This is a genomic window from Butyrivibrio sp. AE2015, assembly GCF_000420825.1.
Lineage (GTDB): Bacteria > Bacillota > Clostridia > Lachnospirales > Lachnospiraceae > Butyrivibrio.
In genome coordinates, this window is record NZ_ATVR01000013.1 from 1 (window position 1) to 19,053 (window position 19,053).

A 19,053-nucleotide genomic window follows, 5' to 3' on the forward strand; every position below is an offset into this window, starting at 1 on the left:
CTCAGGTTCAGTCAATGGTGGCGTACGCAGCTACAACCTATACTTTTCTAAGAAGTTAAATGGATGGTTGAGTGACTTGCTTTTAATAAGTCATTAGAACCGGCCCTGTGTCTTCCAGTTCGTCTGCTGTTCTTGCAAAAATACTAGTCTTTATATGTATAGTAAACCATAAATCCGAAAGTGCCCATACCTTTGGATAGAGCGATTTAGTATGAGCAATAGAGACAGTTAAGATAAAATAAAAGCCCTGTTTTCTGTTCTGAATAAGCATGAAAGAAAACAGGGCGCATTATTTTATATTTACTGTGTCTTTGCGAATACTCCGAGATCCATCCAAAGGTATGGGCACTTTCGGATTTAATGCCACTCGCAAGAAAGTATATTATTTTGCAAGAACCATCATGATCTCATTGCTGCGGGCGATGAACTTGGTCATTGCTTCGCCTTCAAGAGGTGCATTCTGGATACGTGCAAGGTCATAAAGCTGCTCACAGATCATGTTTGTGTTCTCACCATCTTCGTGTTCCATTACATACTGAACAAGAGGATGATTTGCGTTGAGGATAAGTGTCTGGCCTTCGTTACCAAAGTCACCCATGCTCATTCCATTCATGGCATACATCTTCATCATCTCTGCCATACGTCTTGATTCTTCTGATACTGTAAGCATAGAAGACATCTTCTTATCTTTAAGCTTTTCAAGCTTGATTGTGAGCTTATCATTCTTAAGAGCCTTTTTGATCTTCTCTGAAAGCTCTTTTTCTTTCTCTTCAAGTTCAGCTGCTGCCTTCTTGGAAGTCTTGGACTTAAATGTATCTGTAAGGTCTGCATCGATTCTTGCAAACTTGATACCTTCATTCTTAGCCTCAAGCTGCTGCATGAAAGGAACATCAATGTTGTGGTTCATGATGAAAGCTTCCATCTTCTGAGCCTTGAACATCTTGATGTACTGACTCTGCTGCTGTTCATCAGTTACATAGTAGATTGTACGAGGTTCTTTTGACTCTTCTTCCTTCTTTTCCTCAGTAGCAGAGTCTTTTGCCTCATCAACTACCTCTGCCTCAACCTTATTGCCGTTCTCATCGACAGCATCTTCCTTGGCTGCTGCCTCTTCAGCCTCTTTGTTGATCTGAAGTGCTTCAGGTGTTGTGAGATACTTGCCATCAAGGTTCTTAAAGAGGATGTAATCTGTCATCTTCTCGCAGAACTTGTCATCACGAAGGCATCCATATTTGATGAATGGGCTGATGTCATCCCAGTACTTGTCATAATTCTCTTTATCAGTCTTGCAAAGACCTGCAAGCTTCTCTGCAACCTTCTTTGAAATGTACTCAGAAATCTTCTTAACAAATCCATCATTCTGAAGAGCACTTCTTGAAACGTTAAGAGGAAGGTCAGGACAGTCAATAACACCCTTAAGGAGCATTAAGTACTCAGGAATAACTTCCTTGATGTTATCAGCAATGAATACCTGGTTGTTGTAGAGCTTTATTGTTCCCTCTATTGACTCAAACTCCATATTGATCTTAGGGAAGTATAGGATACCCTTTAAGTTAAATGGATAATCCATGTTAAGGTGGATCCAGAATAAAGGCTCCTTATAATCGCGGAATACCTTTCTATAGAATTCCTTGTACTCCTCATCTGTACAATCCTTAGGTGTCTTAGCCCAAAGAGGATGTGTATCATTAAGAAGCTGTGGTCTTCTCTTTATCTTATACTCAAGTTCAGGCTCTTTATCTTCGCCCTCTTTTTTCTCAGGATGAACTTCTTCGATAACTGTATCTGAGTCAAGCTTCTCTGAAGCCTTGATTGTCTCAGTTCCCTCTTCATTTTCCTTTGAAAGATAAATCTCATAAGGCATGAATGAGCAGTATTTCTCGATTACTTCTCTGGCCTTGTACTCATTGCAGAACTCAAGACAGTCCTCAGAAAGGTGAAGAGTGATTGTTGTTCCCACTTCTTTTTTGTCACCATCTGACATCTCAAAATCTGAACCGCCATCACATGTCCAGTGAACGGAAGCTGCATCAGACTTATAAGAAAGTGTATCGATATCTACAGAATCAGATACCATGAATGTTGAATAGAAACCAAGTCCGAAGTGACCGATGATCTGGTCTGCGTTAGCCTTATCCTTGTACTTGTTAAGGAAGTCAGTAGCACCTGAAAAAGCTACCTGGTTGATGTATTCCTCAACCTCTTCAGCAGTCATACCAATACCATTATCAGTGATCTTGATAGTCTTTTCCTTATCGTTAAGTACAACATCTACACGAGGCTTAAATCCATCAGGAAGTGTGTACTCTCCCATCATATCCATCTTGCGGATCTTAGTGATCGCATCACACGCATTTGAAATTACTTCTCTGTAAAAAATATCATGATCCGAATAAAGCCATTTCTTGATTATCGGAAACATGTTTTCGCTGTTGATTGAAAGATTACCTTTTTTTGAAGCCATAATTCTCACTCCTTTTATATATTTTTAGCAGGTAAAAATCCCACCAAAAACTAGTTTAAGTCCGCCCAATACAAAAGTCAATAAAAAATTAGCACTCATCTAATCAGAGTGCTAATAATCTATTTATTATAATCTCTTTTTCGTATCACTGACCTTAATATCTTTCCGTTGGCATTATGTGGAAGGCTCTCTTCAAACTTTATAAGTCGTGGGTATTTGTAGATTGCGGTATTCTTCTTTACGAAGTCCTGAAGCTCCACGGCAAGCCCGTTGTCCGGTTCATAGCCTTTATTAAGAACAATGCTGGCCTTTACAAGTGCCCCTCTTGTTTTGGAAGGATACCCTGTGACTGCGCACTCAAATACTGCCGGATGATGCATCAGTATATCCTCTACTTCTGAAGGGCCTATCCTGTAGCCGCTTGATTTTATTACATCATCATTTCTTCCCACAAAGAAAAAGTGCCCTTCCTTGTCCCTAATAGCCATATCTTTGGTGTGATAGATTCCGCCGTCCCATACCTCTTTGTATTCATCCTCTGCGCATAGGTACCCTACAAACACACCAGCAGGCCGTTTTCCATCCTTCGGAACTATTACGATCTCACCCTCTGTGCCGTCAGGGACAGGATTGTTGTTTTCATCCACAAGCTCAATACGATAAAGAGGTGATGCAAGCCCTATGCTGCCTGGAACCTGCTGCCCATCAACGGTAGTACAGGTCTGAAGCACAGTCTCTGTCTGCCCAAATCCCTCTCTAACTGTAAGTCCCGTCATATCCGTAAACTTCTTTGATACCTCCTTGGGCATGGATTCACCTGCAGTTGTGACATAATGCAGATTCTCAAGATTATACTTTTTTAAATCCTCCAGGACCAGGTATTTATAAATGGTAGGCGGTGCACAAAACGTGTTAACCTTCTCTTCTACCAGAAGCCTTAGCATATCCCCTGCATAGAACTGCTCATAGTCATAGACCATAATGGCCGCTCCCATGAACCACTGCCCGTAGAGTTTCCCCCAGGCAGTTTTGGCCCAGCCAGAGTCCGCCACAGTAAGATGAAGTCCATTTTCTCTGACACCATGCCAGTTTTTAGCAGTAAAAATATGGGCCAGCGGATAAGAAAAGTCATGAATAACAGCCTTTGGCGCCCCATTTGTTCCGGAAGTAAAATAGTAAAGCATAGGATCAGTAACTTTCGTTGTCACCCTGTCAAAAGAGCTTTCTCCACTTTCAAGCATCTGATCAAAGCTCTTTTTATCCTTATAAACATCCCCTACAACGATCTGACATGTCAAAAGACCTGATATTGCACTTTCCACCTTGCTGCAGATATCATCAGCATTTACACATATTACAGCCTTTGCTTTAGACAAACTTACTCTTTCCCTTATGTCTTTTGCAGAAACCATGTGTGATGTAGGCACAGCAACCGCCCCAAGCTTGTGAAGAGCCAGAATACTTATCCAGAACTCGTATCGTCTTTTAAGAAGCAGCAAAACGCTGTCACCTCTCCCGATGCCGAGACTTCTCAGCCCATTTGCAGCCTTATTTGAGAGCACCTGCATATCTCTAAACGAAAACCGCGTTTTCCTGCCATCAGCAGTCTTGTGTAAAAGAGCCAGCTGGTCTGGCACTTCTTTGGCAAACCTGTCCATAACATCATAAGCAAAATTAAAATCATCGCCATATGTAAGCTCAATATCAGTGATTTTTCCACTGTCATCTTTTATTTCTTTATAGTAATCCTCATAGATCATGGTATTTCCCCTAGTAACCCACTTTCCTAAACTTTTCATAGCGCTTATCAACAAGGTCTTCTGCAGGTATTTCCTTTAAATTCCTCAGCTCCTTTGCAATTTCTTTTAAAAGATCACCTACCCTTTCACTGCTGCACACCTTGTCCACAAGTCCCAGTTCATAGAGCCTCCCAGCTGTAAGTCCAAGGGCTTTGGCCGCTACATCTGCTTTTTCCGTAGTTTTCCACAATATGTTGGCGCAGCTTTCAGGAGAAACCACACTAAAATAGGCATCCTCCATTATCCAGATTCTGTCAGCATGGCTAAGAGCAAGTGCTCCGCCGCTTCCGCCTTCTCCTATGACAATTGATAATATGGGGGTTTTAAGATCAGACATTTCAAAAAGACTTTGGGCGATTGCCCTTCCCTGGCCCCTTTCCTCCGCATCAATGCCGCAATAGGCACCGGCAGTATCGACAAAACAGACAACGGGCCTTTTAAACTTCTCTGCCTGCTTCATCAGCCTTAGAGCTTTCCTGTACCCTTCAGGCATCGCGCTGCCGAAGTTATGTTCAATACGCTCTTTGGTATCTTTACCCTTTTCAATTCCTACTACTGTGACCGGAATTCCATCAATCCTGCCAATCCCTGCTATTATCGCCCTGTCGTCTCCAAAAAGCCTGTCTCCGTGAAATTCCACAAAGTCTTTTACCAACGCTTTTATGTAGTCGCTTGCAGTCAGGCGTCCCTCAGATCTGGCACCCTTAACAATCTCGTAATCTTCCATTTATTTGTTCCCTCTATGCCTTAAAATCCGTGAAGCTTTAAGATTCTCTCAAGATATTCCTTCTGCTCCTGTCTTGGCACTATTTCGTCAATAAAGCCGCACTCAAGGACCCTTTCTGCCTTTTGAAAGCCTTCCGGCAGCTTTTGGTTAAGAGTTTTTTCTATAACCCTCGGCCCTGCAAATCCAACTCTGGCTCCCGGTTCCGCAAGTGTTATGTCTCCAAGCATGGCAAAAGAGGCATCTACGCCCCCTGTCGTGGGATTAGTCAAAAGAACTATATAAAGATTCCCGGCTTTGTCATGTCTTTTTACTGCGGCAGAAACCTTAGACATCTGCATAAGAGAAACCATACCCTCCTGCATTCTTGCTCCTCCGGAAACAGTGACTCCAATAACCGGAAGCCCTCGCCTCGTAGCATATTCAAAGAGCCTTGTGATCTTTTCACCCACAACTGCTCCCATGGACCCCATCATAAAATTGCCATCCATGGCAAAGATGCAGACCCTGCTGCCGCCAATAGCCGCCTCTCCACAGATCACAGCCTCTTTTTCACGGCTCTTTTCCTTTGCCGCAATGAGCTTATCCTCATACTCCGGGAATGACAGGATATTCTTTGATTCCATATCCCTGTCCATCTCAACAAAGCTTCTTTTATCTGTGAGCATAAGGATCCTTCTGCGGGCTCTCACAGGAAAATAGTGTCCACACTCAGGGCAGATAAAAAAATTTTTCCTGATCTTTGAAACAGACACCTGCTTTTGACATTTCTTGCAGGTAATTTTCCTGCTCCTTGGCCTGTTATCTGTATTTTCAAGCTCATTATTAACTTTCAAAAATAAGCTTTTAAGCTCCATATCTTATAACACTTTCTGACAGATTCCTGTATCATAGTTCCCAACCACAAACCTGCCGTTTTCCATGAATTTCATGTGCATATCCCTGTTATTATCAACTCCAAGAAGCACAAATTCTGACAGAGCACTCTTCATCTTTCTGATAGCCCCATCCCTGGTATCTGAGCAGACAATAAGCTTTCCCAGCATGGAATCGTAAAAGGGGCTTACAGTGCAGCTCTGATAAAGAGCTGAATCAAACCTTACGTCCACTCCTCCCGGAATATGCAAAAGCTCTACCTTTCCGGTGGAAGGCTTAAAATCCTTTGAGCTTTCTGCGCATATCCTGCACTCGATCGCATGCCTGTTACTTCCTATCTCCTCCTGCTTAAAGGGAAGCTCAACTCCTGCTGCCGTTCTTATCTGCCACTCAACAATGTCAATACCGCACACCATCTCTGTCACAGAGTGTTCTACCTGGAGCCTTGTGTTCATCTCCATGAAGTAGAACTTATCGTCTTTTACCAGAAATTCCACTGTCCCCACAGTTACATAGCCCACCTTCACAGCAAGCCTTCTTGCAGCCTCGTACATCTTAATACGCAGCTCCTCTGAAAGAACCGGAGCCGGGCACTCCTCAATAAGTTTCTGATTCTTCCTCTGAACTGAGCAGTCCCTGTCCCCAAGGATCAGAACTTTCCCATTTTTATCTGCAATTATCTGAACCTCAACATGTTTTACATTTTCAAGATACTTTTCCATGAACACGCCGTCATCGGCAAAAGAGCTCTGGGCTTCTTTTTTCACCTGCTCAAAAGCAGAAAGAATGTCTTTTTCCTCCCTGACAACTCTTATGCCCTTGCCACCGCCACCGGCTCTTGCCTTAAGGATAACCGGATATCCTATTTCTTTTGCCCAGTAAAGGACGTCACTACTGTCAGTGAGGATATCGCTCCCCGGAGTCACAGGAACATCTGCACTCTTTGCAATTTTCCTTGCGATCTCCTTTTGCCCCATATTACGCATAACTTCTTCCCCAGGGCTAATTAAAACAATTTCGCTTTCCCTGCACTTTTTTGCAAATTCAGGGTTTTCTGATAACATTCCATAACCCGGGTGAATGGCCTCTGCACCGGTTTTTTCTGCCACAGTCAGGATAACGTCCATGTTAAGATAGCTGTCTTTCACCAGCGCTCCGCCAATGCAGTAGGCTTCATCTGCCATTTCCACATGCAGTGCATCCCGGTCTGCCTTGGAATAAACAGCAACCGTCTCTATTCCCATTTCTTTGCAGGCTCTGATGACCCGAACTGCCACCTCGCCCCTGTTGGCAATAAGAATCTTAGAAAACATGTCAGTTACCTCCCTTTTCCTCCAATATGGCAAAAGAAAAATCACCGCTCATACACTTTTTTCCATCCACTGTGAGCTCTCCATGGAGCAGATACATAGGATGTGCATCTCTTATAAGCTTTGTATCGATCCTTATGGTATCTCCCGGCTTTATCATTCCCCTGAACCGCACCTTATCAAGGCCTGTGTACACAGGAGTTGCATCTTTCCCCTTCATCTTTTCTTCGAACATGATGCAGGCGGACTGGGCCATCATCTCGCACTGAATAACTCCCGGCACTATTGGATTCCCCGGGAAATGCCCCTGTAAAAAAAACTCATCTCCCCTTACCTTATAAAATCCTGTTGCCGTGCCATCTTCATTAAGATACGCCTCATCCACAAGCAGCATCGGCTCCCTGTGGGGAAGTATCTTTTTTATTTCTTCTCTGTTCATAAAACCACCTTACTCTATGACAAACAGGACCTGATCATACTCAACAAGGTCACCTTCATTTGCCAAAACCTTAGCCACAATTCCGTCAACCGGAGACTTAACCTCATTGAGCATTTTCATAGCCTCCAAAGTGCACAGAACATCGCCCTTTGAAACCCTGTCTCCCTTTTTAAGTGCCCCTTTATCTCCAACACTTCCGTTAAAAACGCCGAGGAGAGGGGCCTTAACCTCAAAGCCGCTGACAGCTTTTGCTTCACCTGCTTCAGGTTCATTCTTTACTTCATTTTTATTTGCCACAGGCTCTTTTTCCACAATTTCAGATGACTTTAAATCTCTTTTCAACTTTAGAAAAAAATCTTTCTCATGAACCTCAAGCTCTGATAAAGACAGCCTTGCAAACATATCCTCATAATCTTTTAAAGAATTAGTCATACTCACGCCTCGTAACGTTTAAATGCTATACATGCATTATGTCCGCCAAATCCAAGGGACGTGCTGATCGCGTATTCAATCTCAGCGCAAACGGCCTTATTTGCTGTATAGTCAAGGTCACATTCCTCATCTTTTTCCTTGTAGTTTATGGTCGGCGGAATTATGCCATCCTTAAGCGCAAGAACAGAAGCAATGGCTTCAACCGCACCTGTGGCTCCCATCATATGCCCGGTCATGGATTTGGTGGAACTTACATGGATGTCGTAAGCTCTTTTGCCAAAAACAGCCTTGATGGCCTTGGTTTCCATGGCATCGTTTAAATGAGTACCTGTGCCGTGGGCATTGATGTAGATCTCGCTACTTTCATCAATTTTCCCCTCGTCAACAACGCTCTTGATGGCCCTAATGGCTCCGTTCCCCTCCGGGTCCGGCGCTGTGATGTGGTAGGCATCCGCAGTATTTCCATAGCCGATAACCTCAGCAAGAATATTGGCTCCTCTTGCTTTGGCGTGCTTGTACTCCTCAAGGATAAGGATTCCTGCCCCTTCTCCCATAACAAAACCGCCTCTTCGCTTGTCAAAAGGAAGACTTCCCTCATCAGGATTTTCTGCAAGATTCAGGGCCTGACAGTTGATAAAGCCTGCCATTGCAAGCTCATTTATGGAAGCCTCGCTACCTCCTGTGATTATGGCATCTGCATATCCGTGCTTGATTGCCCTGTAGGCCTCTCCTATGGTGTTAGTTGAAGTAGCACAGGCAGTAACAACAGGAAGTGTAGGTCCCTTTGCGCCGAATTTTATTGATATAGCTCCTGCTGCCATGTTGCTGATCATCATTGGCACAAAGAAAGGTGATACCATGTCAGGGCCTTTTTCTCTTAACTTATCCTGCTCTCTGATCGTAGAATTGATCCCCCCAATTCCCGATCCTATATACACTCCAAAACGCTCACTATCAATCCCGTCCTCAAGTATTCTGCTCTGGGTTACAGCCTGTTTTGCTGCCGCCATTGCATACTGCATGAAAAGATCTGACTTTCTGATCTCCTGCATGCTGTCATAATATTCTTTTGGGTTAAAATCCTTGACCTCCGCATCAAGGCTTACCTTTAGGCCTGATGCATCAAATCTTTTTATCTTTCCTATTCCGCATACACCGTTTTTGAGGTTATCCCAAAAAGTGTCCAGATCATTTCCTACAGGACTAATTACTCCCATTCCCGTTACAACTACTCTACACATACATTCCTCCATCCACTTTGATGACTTCTCCGGTTATGTACTTTGACCCTTCGCTTCCCAAAAAAAGCGCAAGGTCAGCCACATCCTCGGAATTTCCAAGCTTCCCAAGTGGGATCATCTTCTTCATTTCCTCTGTCTGCGCATCGCTTAGCATCGCAGTCATCTCAGTGGTTATAAAACCTGGTGCGATTGCATTGCACCTTATATTTTTTCTGCCGTACTCTCTGGCAACGGCCTTGGTAAAGCCAACAATTCCCGCCTTAGAAGCAGCATAGTTGGTCTGGCCTTTATTCCCCATAAGTCCCACAACTGAACTAATATTTATAATGCTTCCTTTTTTATGCATCACAAAGTTTCTGATAAAGGCTTTAGTGACATATATACATCCCTTTAGATTCACATCTATAACACTGTCAATGTCCATTGTCTTAAAGTTTGCAAGAAGGTTATCCCTTGTTATTCCTGCGTTATTTACAAGAATATCGATAACTCCAAAGTCAGCTATTATCTCCTTTGCAACGCTATCAACCTGGTCTGCATCCTTTATGTCACAAACATAGAGCCTTGCTGTAATTCCATAAGAAGTAAGCTCTTTTATCGTTTCAAAGGCCGCTTCGCTCTCTCTTGTTGCAATGATTGCAAGATCTGCCCCATTTTGTGCGAATCTCAAAGCGATTGCCCTGCCAATTCCTCTGCTCCCCCCTGTTACTACAGCTTTCTTTCCTTTAAGCATCTTTTTCAAGCTCCCTTAATACTTCCTCTAGTGAATCCATATCATTTACTGAATAAACCCTGGCTCCCTCAACAGTTCTTTTCACAAATCCTGAAAGTGTCTTGCCTGGGCCGCACTCTATAAATGTGTCAACTCCGCTCTCTGCCATGTTTGTGAGAGTTTCTTCCCACTTAACACTGCTGCAGACCTGATCTGATATGGTGTCTATCATCTCTTTTTCTTCCTCCGGGTAGGGCTTTGCTGTCTTATTGGCATAAAGAGGAATATGAGGCTTTTTAAGTTTATAAACCTTTCCTTCCTTGAGCTCATTTTTAAGCTTTTTAGCCGCACTTTCCATATAAGGTGTGTGAAAAGGTCCGCCGACTGGAAGCTCTATAAACCTTACTTTTTGCTCACTGAGCCCTTTCCTGAAGGCATCTATTTTCTCTTTTTCGCCCGATACCACTACCTGCCCCGGACAATTGTAATTTACAGGATAAACCTCATACTCTTTGCACATTTTTTGCAAAAGAGCTTTGTCCATCCTAAGCACAGCTACCATGCCACCTTCCACAGCTTCAGCGGACTTCTGCATGTATTTCCCTCTCTGGCACACAAGCTTAAAGGCTTCCTGGAAACTTAGTACATCAGAAGCTGCAAGAGCTGCCACTTCCCCAAGAGAAAAGCCTGCAACAGCATCCGGACTTACTCCATTCTGCAAAAGAGCTATAGCCCCCGCCATGTCAGCTAAAAAAAGGCATGGCTGGGCATTTTCTGTTCTTTTTAACGTTTCAGCATCCCCTGTAAACATCTGAGTAAGTGTCCCCGGGCGGATTGCCTCGGCAATTCCAAAGAAGTTATGGACTTCAGGTACATTCTCGAATAAATCCTTTGTCATTCCGGGATACTGACTTCCCTGACCAGCAAATAAAAAAGCTATCTTTCCCATCAAAGTTCCTCACATTTCTTTTCCAAGAGAGCCTTAGCATCTCTACAGATACCTGTAATGATCTCTTCACATGTCCCTTCAGAGTTAACGAGCCCCGCAATCTGTCCGCACATACAGGATCCCGTCTTAACGTCTCCATCTATGGCAGCGCGTCTAAGTGCCCCTGCTCCCATTTTTTCCAGTTCATCCGGTGTAGATAGTGGATCATTTTCTTTTGCCTGAAAATCCCTTGTCATCCTGTTTTTCAGTGCTCTTACTGGGTGTCCCAGGCTTTTTCCGGTGACTATGGTGTCTCTGTCTTTTGCTTTCAGAACCTTTTCCTTATAATTTGCATGAACGTTACACTCTTTTGCTGTAAGGAATCTTGTTCCCATCTGAATGGCCTTGGCCCCCAGCATAAAAGCTGCTGCCATGCCTCTTCCATCCGCAATTCCTCCGGCTGCGATAACAGGGATATTCACCGCATCAACAACCTGTGGCACAAGTGCCATTGTTGTGGTATCTCCCACATGTCCACCTGATTCACAGCCCTCAGCCACAACTGCGCTAGCGCCCATTCTCTGGGCCATTACTGCAAGAGCGACGCTTGCAACCACGCAGATTACCTTTACCCCTGCGTTTTTAAGCTGTTCCATATACTTTGCCGGGTTTCCTGCACCGGTTGTCACAACTGCAATTTTTTCCTGGCAGACAACTTCCACAGCCTCGTCAATATATGGGCTCATGAGCATCAGGTTCACGCCAAAGGGCTTATCCGTCAGCTCTTTTGCCTTCCTTATCTGCTCCCTAAGCTGCTCACCATTGGAATTCATAGCCGCGATTATTCCAAGTCCTCCTGCGTTTGATACTGCAGCTGCAAGGTCTGCATCAGCGATCCAGGCCATTCCTCCCTGAAAAACCGGATATTTGATCCCAAGCATTTCACAAATCGGATTTGCACTCATTTATCGTTCCTCTCCAGATCATTACTGCTTCTCAATGAGCTCAACCAGCTTATCAATAGTTGTGATCTCCTGTGAAAGCTCAATCTTGCAATCAAGCTCTTCCTGCATCTGCATAACAAGCTCCATGATGTCCAGAGAATCAAGTCCGATTTCTGTAAAGCTTTCAGATGATGAGATTTCATTCTCATCCTTATCAAGATACTCTGCGATTATACGAATGATTGTTCCTTTAACGTCTTTCATTTTTGTCTCCTTTTGAATGTTCCATGTTTATTTATTATCAATTCTTTGTTACAATAATCTTGGGTGTTGCCCCCAAGTCAATAGATTTTTTTAAGTTTTTTCGAGGGTTCTTATGACAACTTTTTACAATTACAAAAACGACCAACAGGAATATTCACTCACTGTCAGCCAGTTTGCAAAACTATGTGGTACGACAAGGGATACTTTAAGACACTACTATGAACAGGACATTCTCATGCCCAGAGTAGATGAGAGCAACGGCTATCACTACTATTCCGCATCTCAGATAAGCTCTTTCTTTTTTATAAGCACCATGCGACAAGCGGGCTGCAGCATTCCCGAGATCAGAGACCTTATCCACAACTCCTCCAGGGAAGCAATCGAGAGACTGACTAACTCCAAGATTCTTGAAATGCAGAGGGAGCTTTACAGAATAAATAAAAAGATAAGTGCGCTACACCTTGGAATGTGGATACTTGGGGAATTCGGAGGGCACAAAAAGGGCTCTTTGTTTTTGCAGACAATGCCGGAAATCAGTATCAGCAAAACTCCCATTCAGAATAAAGACTTTGCTCATCACACCGCTGATATCGCCGAGGACATCTCAGTTCACCTGAAAAAAGCTGTGGACAAGGATTCTCTGTCTATCTTTCCGACAGGAGTTACCATCTCTTATGAAGACCTCGTCAAGAAGCACTACGTTTATAACAACATAATAAGCTTATCTTTCCTGCCTGCAGATAACATCGATACATTCCCAGCTGAGGGCCGCATCGCTCTGTGCTGTCACCAGGATAATCTGTCAAAAGACATTGAAAAGACCTACCAGAAGATGCTTTCTTACATAAAAAAGAACAGGCTAAAAGCCTGCTCTGATCTGTACGTAATAAGTCTCATTAACCTTTATGACAAGGAAAAAGAACATACTTACTTCAAATATTTATTTATATATGTGGAACCTGAAAGCTGATCACTCAAGGATTCCCTTACATTTCCTGGTGAGGGTGTTTAAGACACGCTTTTTATCAAGGCTCCAAAGAGGCTCCACAAGGAGCTTTCTGGGGCCATCACCAGTCATTCGATGTATCACAGTTTCCTCAGGTAAAAGAGCTATGCACTCTGCCACAAGGTCTGTGTATTCCTCCATATCCATAAAGGAAGGCCTCTCAGCTTCACTCATCTCAAGGTACTGTCTGTAAAGCTGTGTTCCCTTAAGAAGTTGCAGATTTTGAAGCTTTATGCCATCGAGCACAGGTGTAAGCCCGGAAAGGTATCTGACCGTCTCAAGCATATCTTCTTTTGTTTCGCCAAAAAGTCCTAAGATTACATGAACTATTACAACTATCCCGGCTCCTTTAAGCCTCTTATAGGCATCTTCAAAAACCTTTAGCTCATAGCCTCTGTTGATGCTTATGGCGGTTTTTTCATGGATTGTCTGAAGTCCCAGTTCTACCCATACAGGCTTTATCTGATTCAGTTCTTTTAGCATATCAAGGACGTCTCTTCCTATGCAGTCAGGCCTTGTTCCGATGGATAGTGCCACCACGTCTTCTCTTTTTATGACAGCGCTATAGAGCTCTTTTAATCTGTCTACGTCTCCATAGGTATTGGTAAAGGATTGAAAATAGGCGATAAACTTGTTTGCATCGGTTTTTTGGCGCACCTTATCTTTGGCTCGTTCAAACTGCTCATTCAACTGCCTTACCCCAATGCCGGTCACAGGAACCGCGAAATCTCCAGAACCGCCCTCAGAGCAAAATGTGCATCCATGAAAAGACCTCTCGCCATTTGGCATGATAATAGAGCCGTCCCTGTTTGGGCAACTGCAACCCGAAGTCAGAGACAGGCGATATATCTTTTCACCATATGTATTTTTTAAGAATGTTGATAGTTTATGATGCATGGAGCATCCCCATGTTCGCCGATGATTTTTTCCATCCAGACCATATCGTACCATTTACCAAACTTGAATCCACATTTATGGAAATGGCCAATAAGTTTATAACCCATTTTTTCGTGGAATCTGACACTATCATAGGTCAGATACTCATCCTCTTTTTCAGGATATCCGATGCATGAGTAAAGATTAAGGATTCCCATGTCTTTAAGACGTTTTTCAAGTTCCTCATAAAGGGCTCTTCCAAGTCCGTTCCTCTTGCAGTCTTTGTCGAGATAAATGGACATTTCAACACACCACTGATAAGCTGCCCTTTCATGGAATTTGCTGGCATAAGCATAGCCAACAATCCTGGTATTACCTGTATTCTCAGTGTCATTTCCGCTTGAGACTTCCTCAACAACAAGATACGGAAAATCCTCAAGAACTTTTTCTATACGGCTCTTAAACTCGCTTACAGTCGGCACTTCGTACTCATAGGTTATAGCTGTTTTTTCAACATAATACCTGTAAATATCAAGAAGTGCCTCTGCATCATCAGCGGTTGCAAGCCTTATGTTATAGCTGCCGTTATTACTCACTTTGTCCTCCAGGTGATGTTACTTGGATTACAGCTGAAGATTACCTTCTATTCCTTCAAAATCAATGACCTTGCTGTCTCCGTTTTTAAGAAGGATCGTAACCGGCCCATAGCCTCCGCATTTCTGAGGATCTGTGTACTCTATGGCCTTTACAGGGAAAATATCATCATCTGCAAAGTCTTCAAGACTCTCTTTTGTGATCACCTGAGAAATAAGGAAATATGGCTCATATCCATACTGCTTTTCCCTCTTGGTATCTGCATAAAGGATAATGGAATTCTCACTGTCAGGGTTGGTATTCTTACTGTGTATCAGGTCTATATTATCCCAACCATCCATAATCGTAAAGGCTAACTGCTTTTCTTTTCCTGTATGATCATGGCCCTTTAGAATAACAGCCTTAAATCCGTCTTTCTCTTTTTTGATAACCTCAGTTCCATTATCAGGGAATCCAAAAGCGCCAAGTGTTATACGAATCGGCCTTCTGAACATGCGGATCTTGTCTGCACGCATGATTCCATAAGCAACTGCAAAATCAGCGATATTTATGGCTGTTCTCCAATGAGTTTCTGTCTGTGTCTCATATTCAAAGAAATGCCTTCTATAGAGCACGCCATCCTTCTCCCCATGCCAGAAGCATGCATTGGGAGTAATACCCACAGGATGTTCTTCGTCAAGGTAAGTCACAACATACTGCTGGGACTGAACTCCATCCTTATTGACACTGTCCCAAGGGAATTTTGTGTTATAAACAAGCTTTCCATAGTTCCAGATTCCATGAAGGTCCGTTTTATCTTTTACCATCTTACCAGTTCTAAGCTCTGTAATACCATTTGCCTCATGGTTAGCCATGCAAAGTCCTGGTCCGTCCAGGGTTGTGACAAGTGTCTCATTTTCTTTTAAATCTTCCCATGGGCCAATGTTTTCTTTGCTTGTCCAGAATGGATGGTCAGCAGGCAGATGCAGGCACAAAAGAGCCTTAGCAAGCCACATAGGAGACTCAGCGCAGGAATAGGGCTGCACAAGTGGAACAAAGGGACCATAGAAACCAAGTGTTGGTACGCCTTCCCACAAAAAGTCATCTCTTGAAAGGAACTGCAGAAGTGATCCTGAGCAGATCCGTCTTGCAAGTCCTGGATCTATAGCGGGATTGTTCATAAGGAGATTACCGTCAAATGAACTTGTAGCTGCATTTCTGTAGATGCCGCTTCTTCCCCACATATTTGTAAATCCATCTCTGTCAAAAAAGAGTGGATATGTCTTCATGAGTTCATTGGAGTTTTCTTCAAACTTTTTGGCGATATATGGCTCTTTTTCATATCCATACCACTGATTCCAGATTGCAGTATACATATTGAAAGCCCAACATGAATAATAGTCAAAGGACTGTCCGTCTCTGTACCAGCCCTGACCAACATAGTAATTTAAAATGTTCTGGGCGTGATCACGCATGATGTCCTCATCAATCTCATAACCGTACATATTAAGAAACGCCAGATCAAGCATGTTAAAAAGACGCCAGTTCTGAGGCACTGTATTAGAATGGGCAAAGTCGCTTAAAAAGGCAGCAATTCTGTCTTTTTCTTCCTTTGTGTAGGTCTCCCATATTTCATCTTTTGAAAGCCAGAGACAAATAACAAGGGCTGCTGTCTCTACAGTCTGCTGAAAACATGCACATGGGTTGCCACTCTTATCCAGCTCTTTCATATCCGAATAGTTTAATACGTAGTTCTTTTCACCCTTTGTAACTGCGTATAAAACCTGCTTCTTATAATAATCTCTTACGTTTATGCCATTTAATACAAGATCAGGATTGATGTGGATTAAAGGTGCTGAAATAAAGAAGGATCTGCAAAGTCCCTCAAATATCTCAGCCTTGTAGCGCCACATGGGTGCATCCTTTGAGGGGTAAGTAACTTCAGTCTCATACCTTGGCATTACTACCGGATCCTCTATGCTTTTGATATTTCCAAATATTCCTGATAAAAGATATTCTGCTGCCTCTATCCAGCTATCTCTTGTAAGACCTGTGTAAGGACTAAGTTCATAGTCTGTTTTTGTAGGTGTAAACTTCATGGTGCTGCTCCTTATACTCTGACAATATATATTATTCTTTTTAGAAATAAACTGCTTATGACATTTTCAAGTTAAGCTGTCATAGTATTCGTTCAGAATACATTAAGGGCGCTCTCGTTAAGCTTCATAAGTGCCTCAATGTAATAATAATCACCATAGATAATGGCCATATGGTGACCATTTCCATGATAATCAACTGAGCCTCTGGTAAGGAGGTTATCTCTGTCTAAAGTGTAGTCGCAGCTATGGCTATCAAGCGCTTTTAAGAGTTTTACGGCTGCTGCAAGGTACTTTTGGGCACGTTCTTTGTCATCTTCAATATTTAATTCATTATCGTTCTGAGCATCAGACTCTTTAACGGAATATACTCCCATAAGGCTCTTTGCAATCTCAATTAATCCACCTGCTGTTATTGCAGCTGCTGTAGAATCCTCAAGATTATCCGTCTTTGGCTGTCTGTAGTCAATTGGAACAAGGAATGTCTCAGGCATCTCAGAGAGTACATAATCTGCAACTTTTATGGCAGTTTCCAGATATTTCTTTTCACCTGTATGAATATAACTAAGGGCAAATCCATAAACTGCCCAGCTCTGTCCTCTTGTCCAGCTTGAGCCTTCGCCATATCCCTGTCCGCCATACTCTCTGTCGAACTTTCCGGTAAATGGATCAAAGCCAACGATATGTCTTACTGAGCCGTCTTCTCTGATAAAGTTCTTCATTGCTGTATCTGCATGTGCCATGGCAATCTTTTTAAATCTGGGATCTGCAAGCACATCAGAAGCCCAGTACAAAAGCGGAAGATTCATCATACAGTCGATAATAGCCCAGCCTGTAGTATCTCTGCCATCACCCCAGTCATTCCATGCCCTGATGAAATTACCGTTTAAGTTAAATCTTCCTGCAAGGCTTGCTGCTGCCAGTAATCCTCTATTCTTTGCTTCCTCGCCTTTATTTAACTTGTAATTGATGACAGCTGTTGGAAGCCATCTAAAGCCGGCATCGTGGTCCATTCCGTTATAATTAAGAAACGCTGCATCAAGCTTTTCTTCTACCTGAAGCGCCTCTTCTTTAAACATATCATTACCTGTAAGCTTATAGAGCTGCCACATTTCTCCGCCCCAGAAGCCATTAGTCCACCAGCAGATTTCTTTTTTATCTGATCTGTCATCAAATCTGCCGCTTTCATCTGTAGTATATGGTATCTTATTCCTGTTTCTCTCTGTAACAGGAACCATCTTTTCTTCTATTTTTTTCAATGTGTCATTGACCCACTGTAAGTCTTCGCTACTGATAAATCCCATAATCTTCCTCCAAAACATGATTGCATAGTTGAATTGCTTTAGTTTTTTCTTACCCAATTCACCAAATTATATAGTACCGTCTTTTGGAGCAAAAAATAATGTATATTTTATATTAAATCTTGCGATTTTTTAGCTAAACAGGATTTTGTCACTAAATGCATGACTTTTGGTTATAGCAAGTAATTTTCTATAACCCTGTCAATGCCTACTGAATCTAAAGGTATCTTTTCTGTTTCAAATGTAGCAAGCATGTTTAAAGACATCACGTAGCCGTTCTCTACATATGCTTTTGACTTATATATATATTTGCTTATATATTTTTGATCATCCATCATTCCATAATGCTCCCAAATATATATTTTTCCGGTTCTCTTATTCTTCACAATAAAATCCGGATAAAAATATTCATTACCAACTTTTAATCTGCATTCATATCTATACTGAATTCCATTTCGAAATAGCGCATCAGCAATCATTGCCTCTGCTTTGGACCTTACCAGGTCACCTTTTAAAGTGGCAATTTTCAATTTTTCTGGATTTTTATTTGATTTTTCATACTCTGCCTTATCCCAATTATCATCGCATTCTGCGCCAAAATAAGATGGTATATCTATCAATTTCCTATATGCAGGTTGATTTTTAATAGTCCTCGCTGGTGTCTCTCTAGGATGTCTTTTTATGTATGCATCAATGGCTGCTATTTCCATCTTTGTCGAACTTATCTGCTTTTGCAGCAAGTTCTTTATGGCAAGACTTTTTGCGATTTCTATTTTATCCTTCTTTAAGTATTTCCTTGTGATTTTCCGGTCTTTTTGAATTACCTGATAATACTTATAACCCCTGCCATTTTTATTTATCTGTATTCTTCCTTCAGGAAAATTTCCCCTTTCAAATTTATCTTGATAAATGTTTAATTTTTTAAGCAGCACTCTTTTTTCTGCCATCATAGCATCTTCAATATCCACATTCACTCCTACTCTCTTAGAATTTTGCTTTCTTTATTTGCTTTCTTTATTTGTTTTCTTTATTTGTTTTCTTTATTTGTTTTCTTCTTTATTATGTGCG

At 42.3% G+C, this 19,053-nt stretch carries 18 protein-coding genes; 1 reads left to right on the plus strand and 17 read right to left on the minus strand.

The features are described from left to right. Positions 1-382: 382 nt before the first annotated feature. From htpG to G585_RS0108220, 12 genes are all read right to left on the minus strand, one after another. Positions 383-2,464, minus strand: coding sequence for a molecular chaperone HtpG (htpG, locus tag G585_RS0108165; protein ID WP_022774260.1), 2,082 nt, complete (start codon positions 2,462-2,464; stop codon positions 383-385). A 119-nt stretch (positions 2,465-2,583) separates the two neighbouring features. Then, complete coding sequence (locus tag G585_RS0108170; RefSeq protein WP_026663865.1) at positions 2,584-4,263, minus strand: AMP-binding protein; 1,680 nt, start codon at positions 4,261-4,263, stop codon at positions 2,584-2,586. Beyond that, positions 4,235-4,990, minus strand: coding sequence for an acetyl-CoA carboxylase carboxyl transferase subunit alpha (gene accA, locus G585_RS0108175; RefSeq protein WP_026663866.1), 756 nt, complete (start codon positions 4,988-4,990; stop codon positions 4,235-4,237). Before accA ends, G585_RS0108170 begins: the two co-directional genes overlap by 29 nt. A 20-nt stretch (positions 4,991-5,010) precedes the next feature. Continuing rightward, on the minus strand, positions 5,011-5,823 hold the full coding sequence (gene accD, locus G585_RS0108180; protein ID WP_242829989.1) for an acetyl-CoA carboxylase, carboxyltransferase subunit beta: 813 nt from the start codon (positions 5,821-5,823) through the stop codon (positions 5,011-5,013). Positions 5,824-5,847: 24 nt separating this feature from the next. Beyond that, positions 5,848-7,176, minus strand: coding sequence for an acetyl-CoA carboxylase biotin carboxylase subunit (locus tag G585_RS0108185; protein WP_022774264.1), 1,329 nt, complete (start codon positions 7,174-7,176; stop codon positions 5,848-5,850). A 1-nt stretch (position 7,177) separates the two neighbouring features. After that, positions 7,178-7,612, minus strand: a complete 435-nt coding sequence (gene fabZ / locus G585_RS0108190; protein WP_022774266.1) for a 3-hydroxyacyl-ACP dehydratase FabZ — start codon at positions 7,610-7,612, stop codon at positions 7,178-7,180. A 9-nt stretch (positions 7,613-7,621) separates the two neighbouring features. Beyond that, entirely contained in the window at positions 7,622-8,044 is a 423-nt protein-coding gene (locus G585_RS0108195; protein ID WP_022774267.1) for an acetyl-CoA carboxylase biotin carboxyl carrier protein, read from the minus strand. 2 nt (positions 8,045-8,046) lie between these two features. Continuing rightward, positions 8,047-9,285, minus strand: coding sequence for a beta-ketoacyl-ACP synthase II (fabF, locus tag G585_RS0108200; RefSeq protein WP_022774268.1), 1,239 nt, complete (start codon positions 9,283-9,285; stop codon positions 8,047-8,049). Next, positions 9,278-10,018, minus strand: a complete 741-nt coding sequence (fabG, locus tag G585_RS0108205) for a 3-oxoacyl-[acyl-carrier-protein] reductase (protein ID WP_022774270.1) — start codon at positions 10,016-10,018, stop codon at positions 9,278-9,280. The genes fabF and fabG overlap by 8 nt, the downstream gene beginning before the upstream one ends. After that, positions 10,011-10,946 carry an ACP S-malonyltransferase gene (gene fabD, locus G585_RS0108210; protein ID WP_022774271.1) on the minus strand — a complete coding sequence of 312 codons (936 nt, stop codon included), beginning with the start codon at positions 10,944-10,946 and terminating at the stop codon, positions 10,011-10,013. The genes fabG and fabD overlap by 8 nt, the downstream gene beginning before the upstream one ends. After that, complete coding sequence (gene fabK, locus G585_RS0108215; RefSeq protein ID WP_022774273.1) at positions 10,946-11,890, minus strand: enoyl-[acyl-carrier-protein] reductase FabK; 945 nt, start codon at positions 11,888-11,890, stop codon at positions 10,946-10,948. Before fabK ends, fabD begins: the two co-directional genes overlap by 1 nt. 21 nt (positions 11,891-11,911) lie before the next feature. Beyond that, positions 11,912-12,133 (minus strand): acyl carrier protein, encoded by a 222-nt coding sequence (locus tag G585_RS0108220; protein WP_022774274.1) that lies wholly within the window; start codon positions 12,131-12,133, stop codon positions 11,912-11,914. Positions 12,134-12,245: 112 nt separating this feature from the next. Here G585_RS0108220 and G585_RS0108225 point away from each other — a divergent pair, with 112 nt between their 5' ends. Then, positions 12,246-13,103, plus strand: a complete 858-nt coding sequence (locus tag G585_RS0108225; protein ID WP_022774275.1) for a MerR family transcriptional regulator — start codon at positions 12,246-12,248, stop codon at positions 13,101-13,103. Here G585_RS0108225 and G585_RS0108230 read toward each other — a convergent pair whose 3' ends face one another. From G585_RS0108230 to G585_RS18910, 5 genes are all read right to left on the minus strand, one after another. After that, positions 13,104-14,036, minus strand: coding sequence for a TIGR01212 family radical SAM protein (locus tag G585_RS0108230; protein WP_022774277.1), 933 nt, complete (start codon positions 14,034-14,036; stop codon positions 13,104-13,106). After that, complete coding sequence (locus G585_RS0108235; RefSeq protein WP_022774278.1) at positions 14,009-14,611, minus strand: GNAT family N-acetyltransferase; 603 nt, start codon at positions 14,609-14,611, stop codon at positions 14,009-14,011. The genes G585_RS0108230 and G585_RS0108235 overlap by 28 nt, the downstream gene beginning before the upstream one ends. 27 nt (positions 14,612-14,638) lie before the next feature. Continuing rightward, positions 14,639-16,687 (minus strand): DUF2264 domain-containing protein, encoded by a 2,049-nt coding sequence (locus G585_RS0108240; RefSeq protein ID WP_022774280.1) that lies wholly within the window; start codon positions 16,685-16,687, stop codon positions 14,639-14,641. Between the two features lie 92 nt (positions 16,688-16,779). Continuing rightward, positions 16,780-17,988, minus strand: coding sequence for a glycoside hydrolase family 88 protein (locus tag G585_RS0108245; RefSeq protein WP_022774281.1), 1,209 nt, complete (start codon positions 17,986-17,988; stop codon positions 16,780-16,782). A gap of 170 nt (positions 17,989-18,158) precedes the next feature. Next, positions 18,159-18,953 (minus strand): hypothetical protein, encoded by a 795-nt coding sequence (locus tag G585_RS18910; RefSeq protein ID WP_155827777.1) that lies wholly within the window; start codon positions 18,951-18,953, stop codon positions 18,159-18,161. Positions 18,954-19,053: the final 100 nt, after the last annotated feature.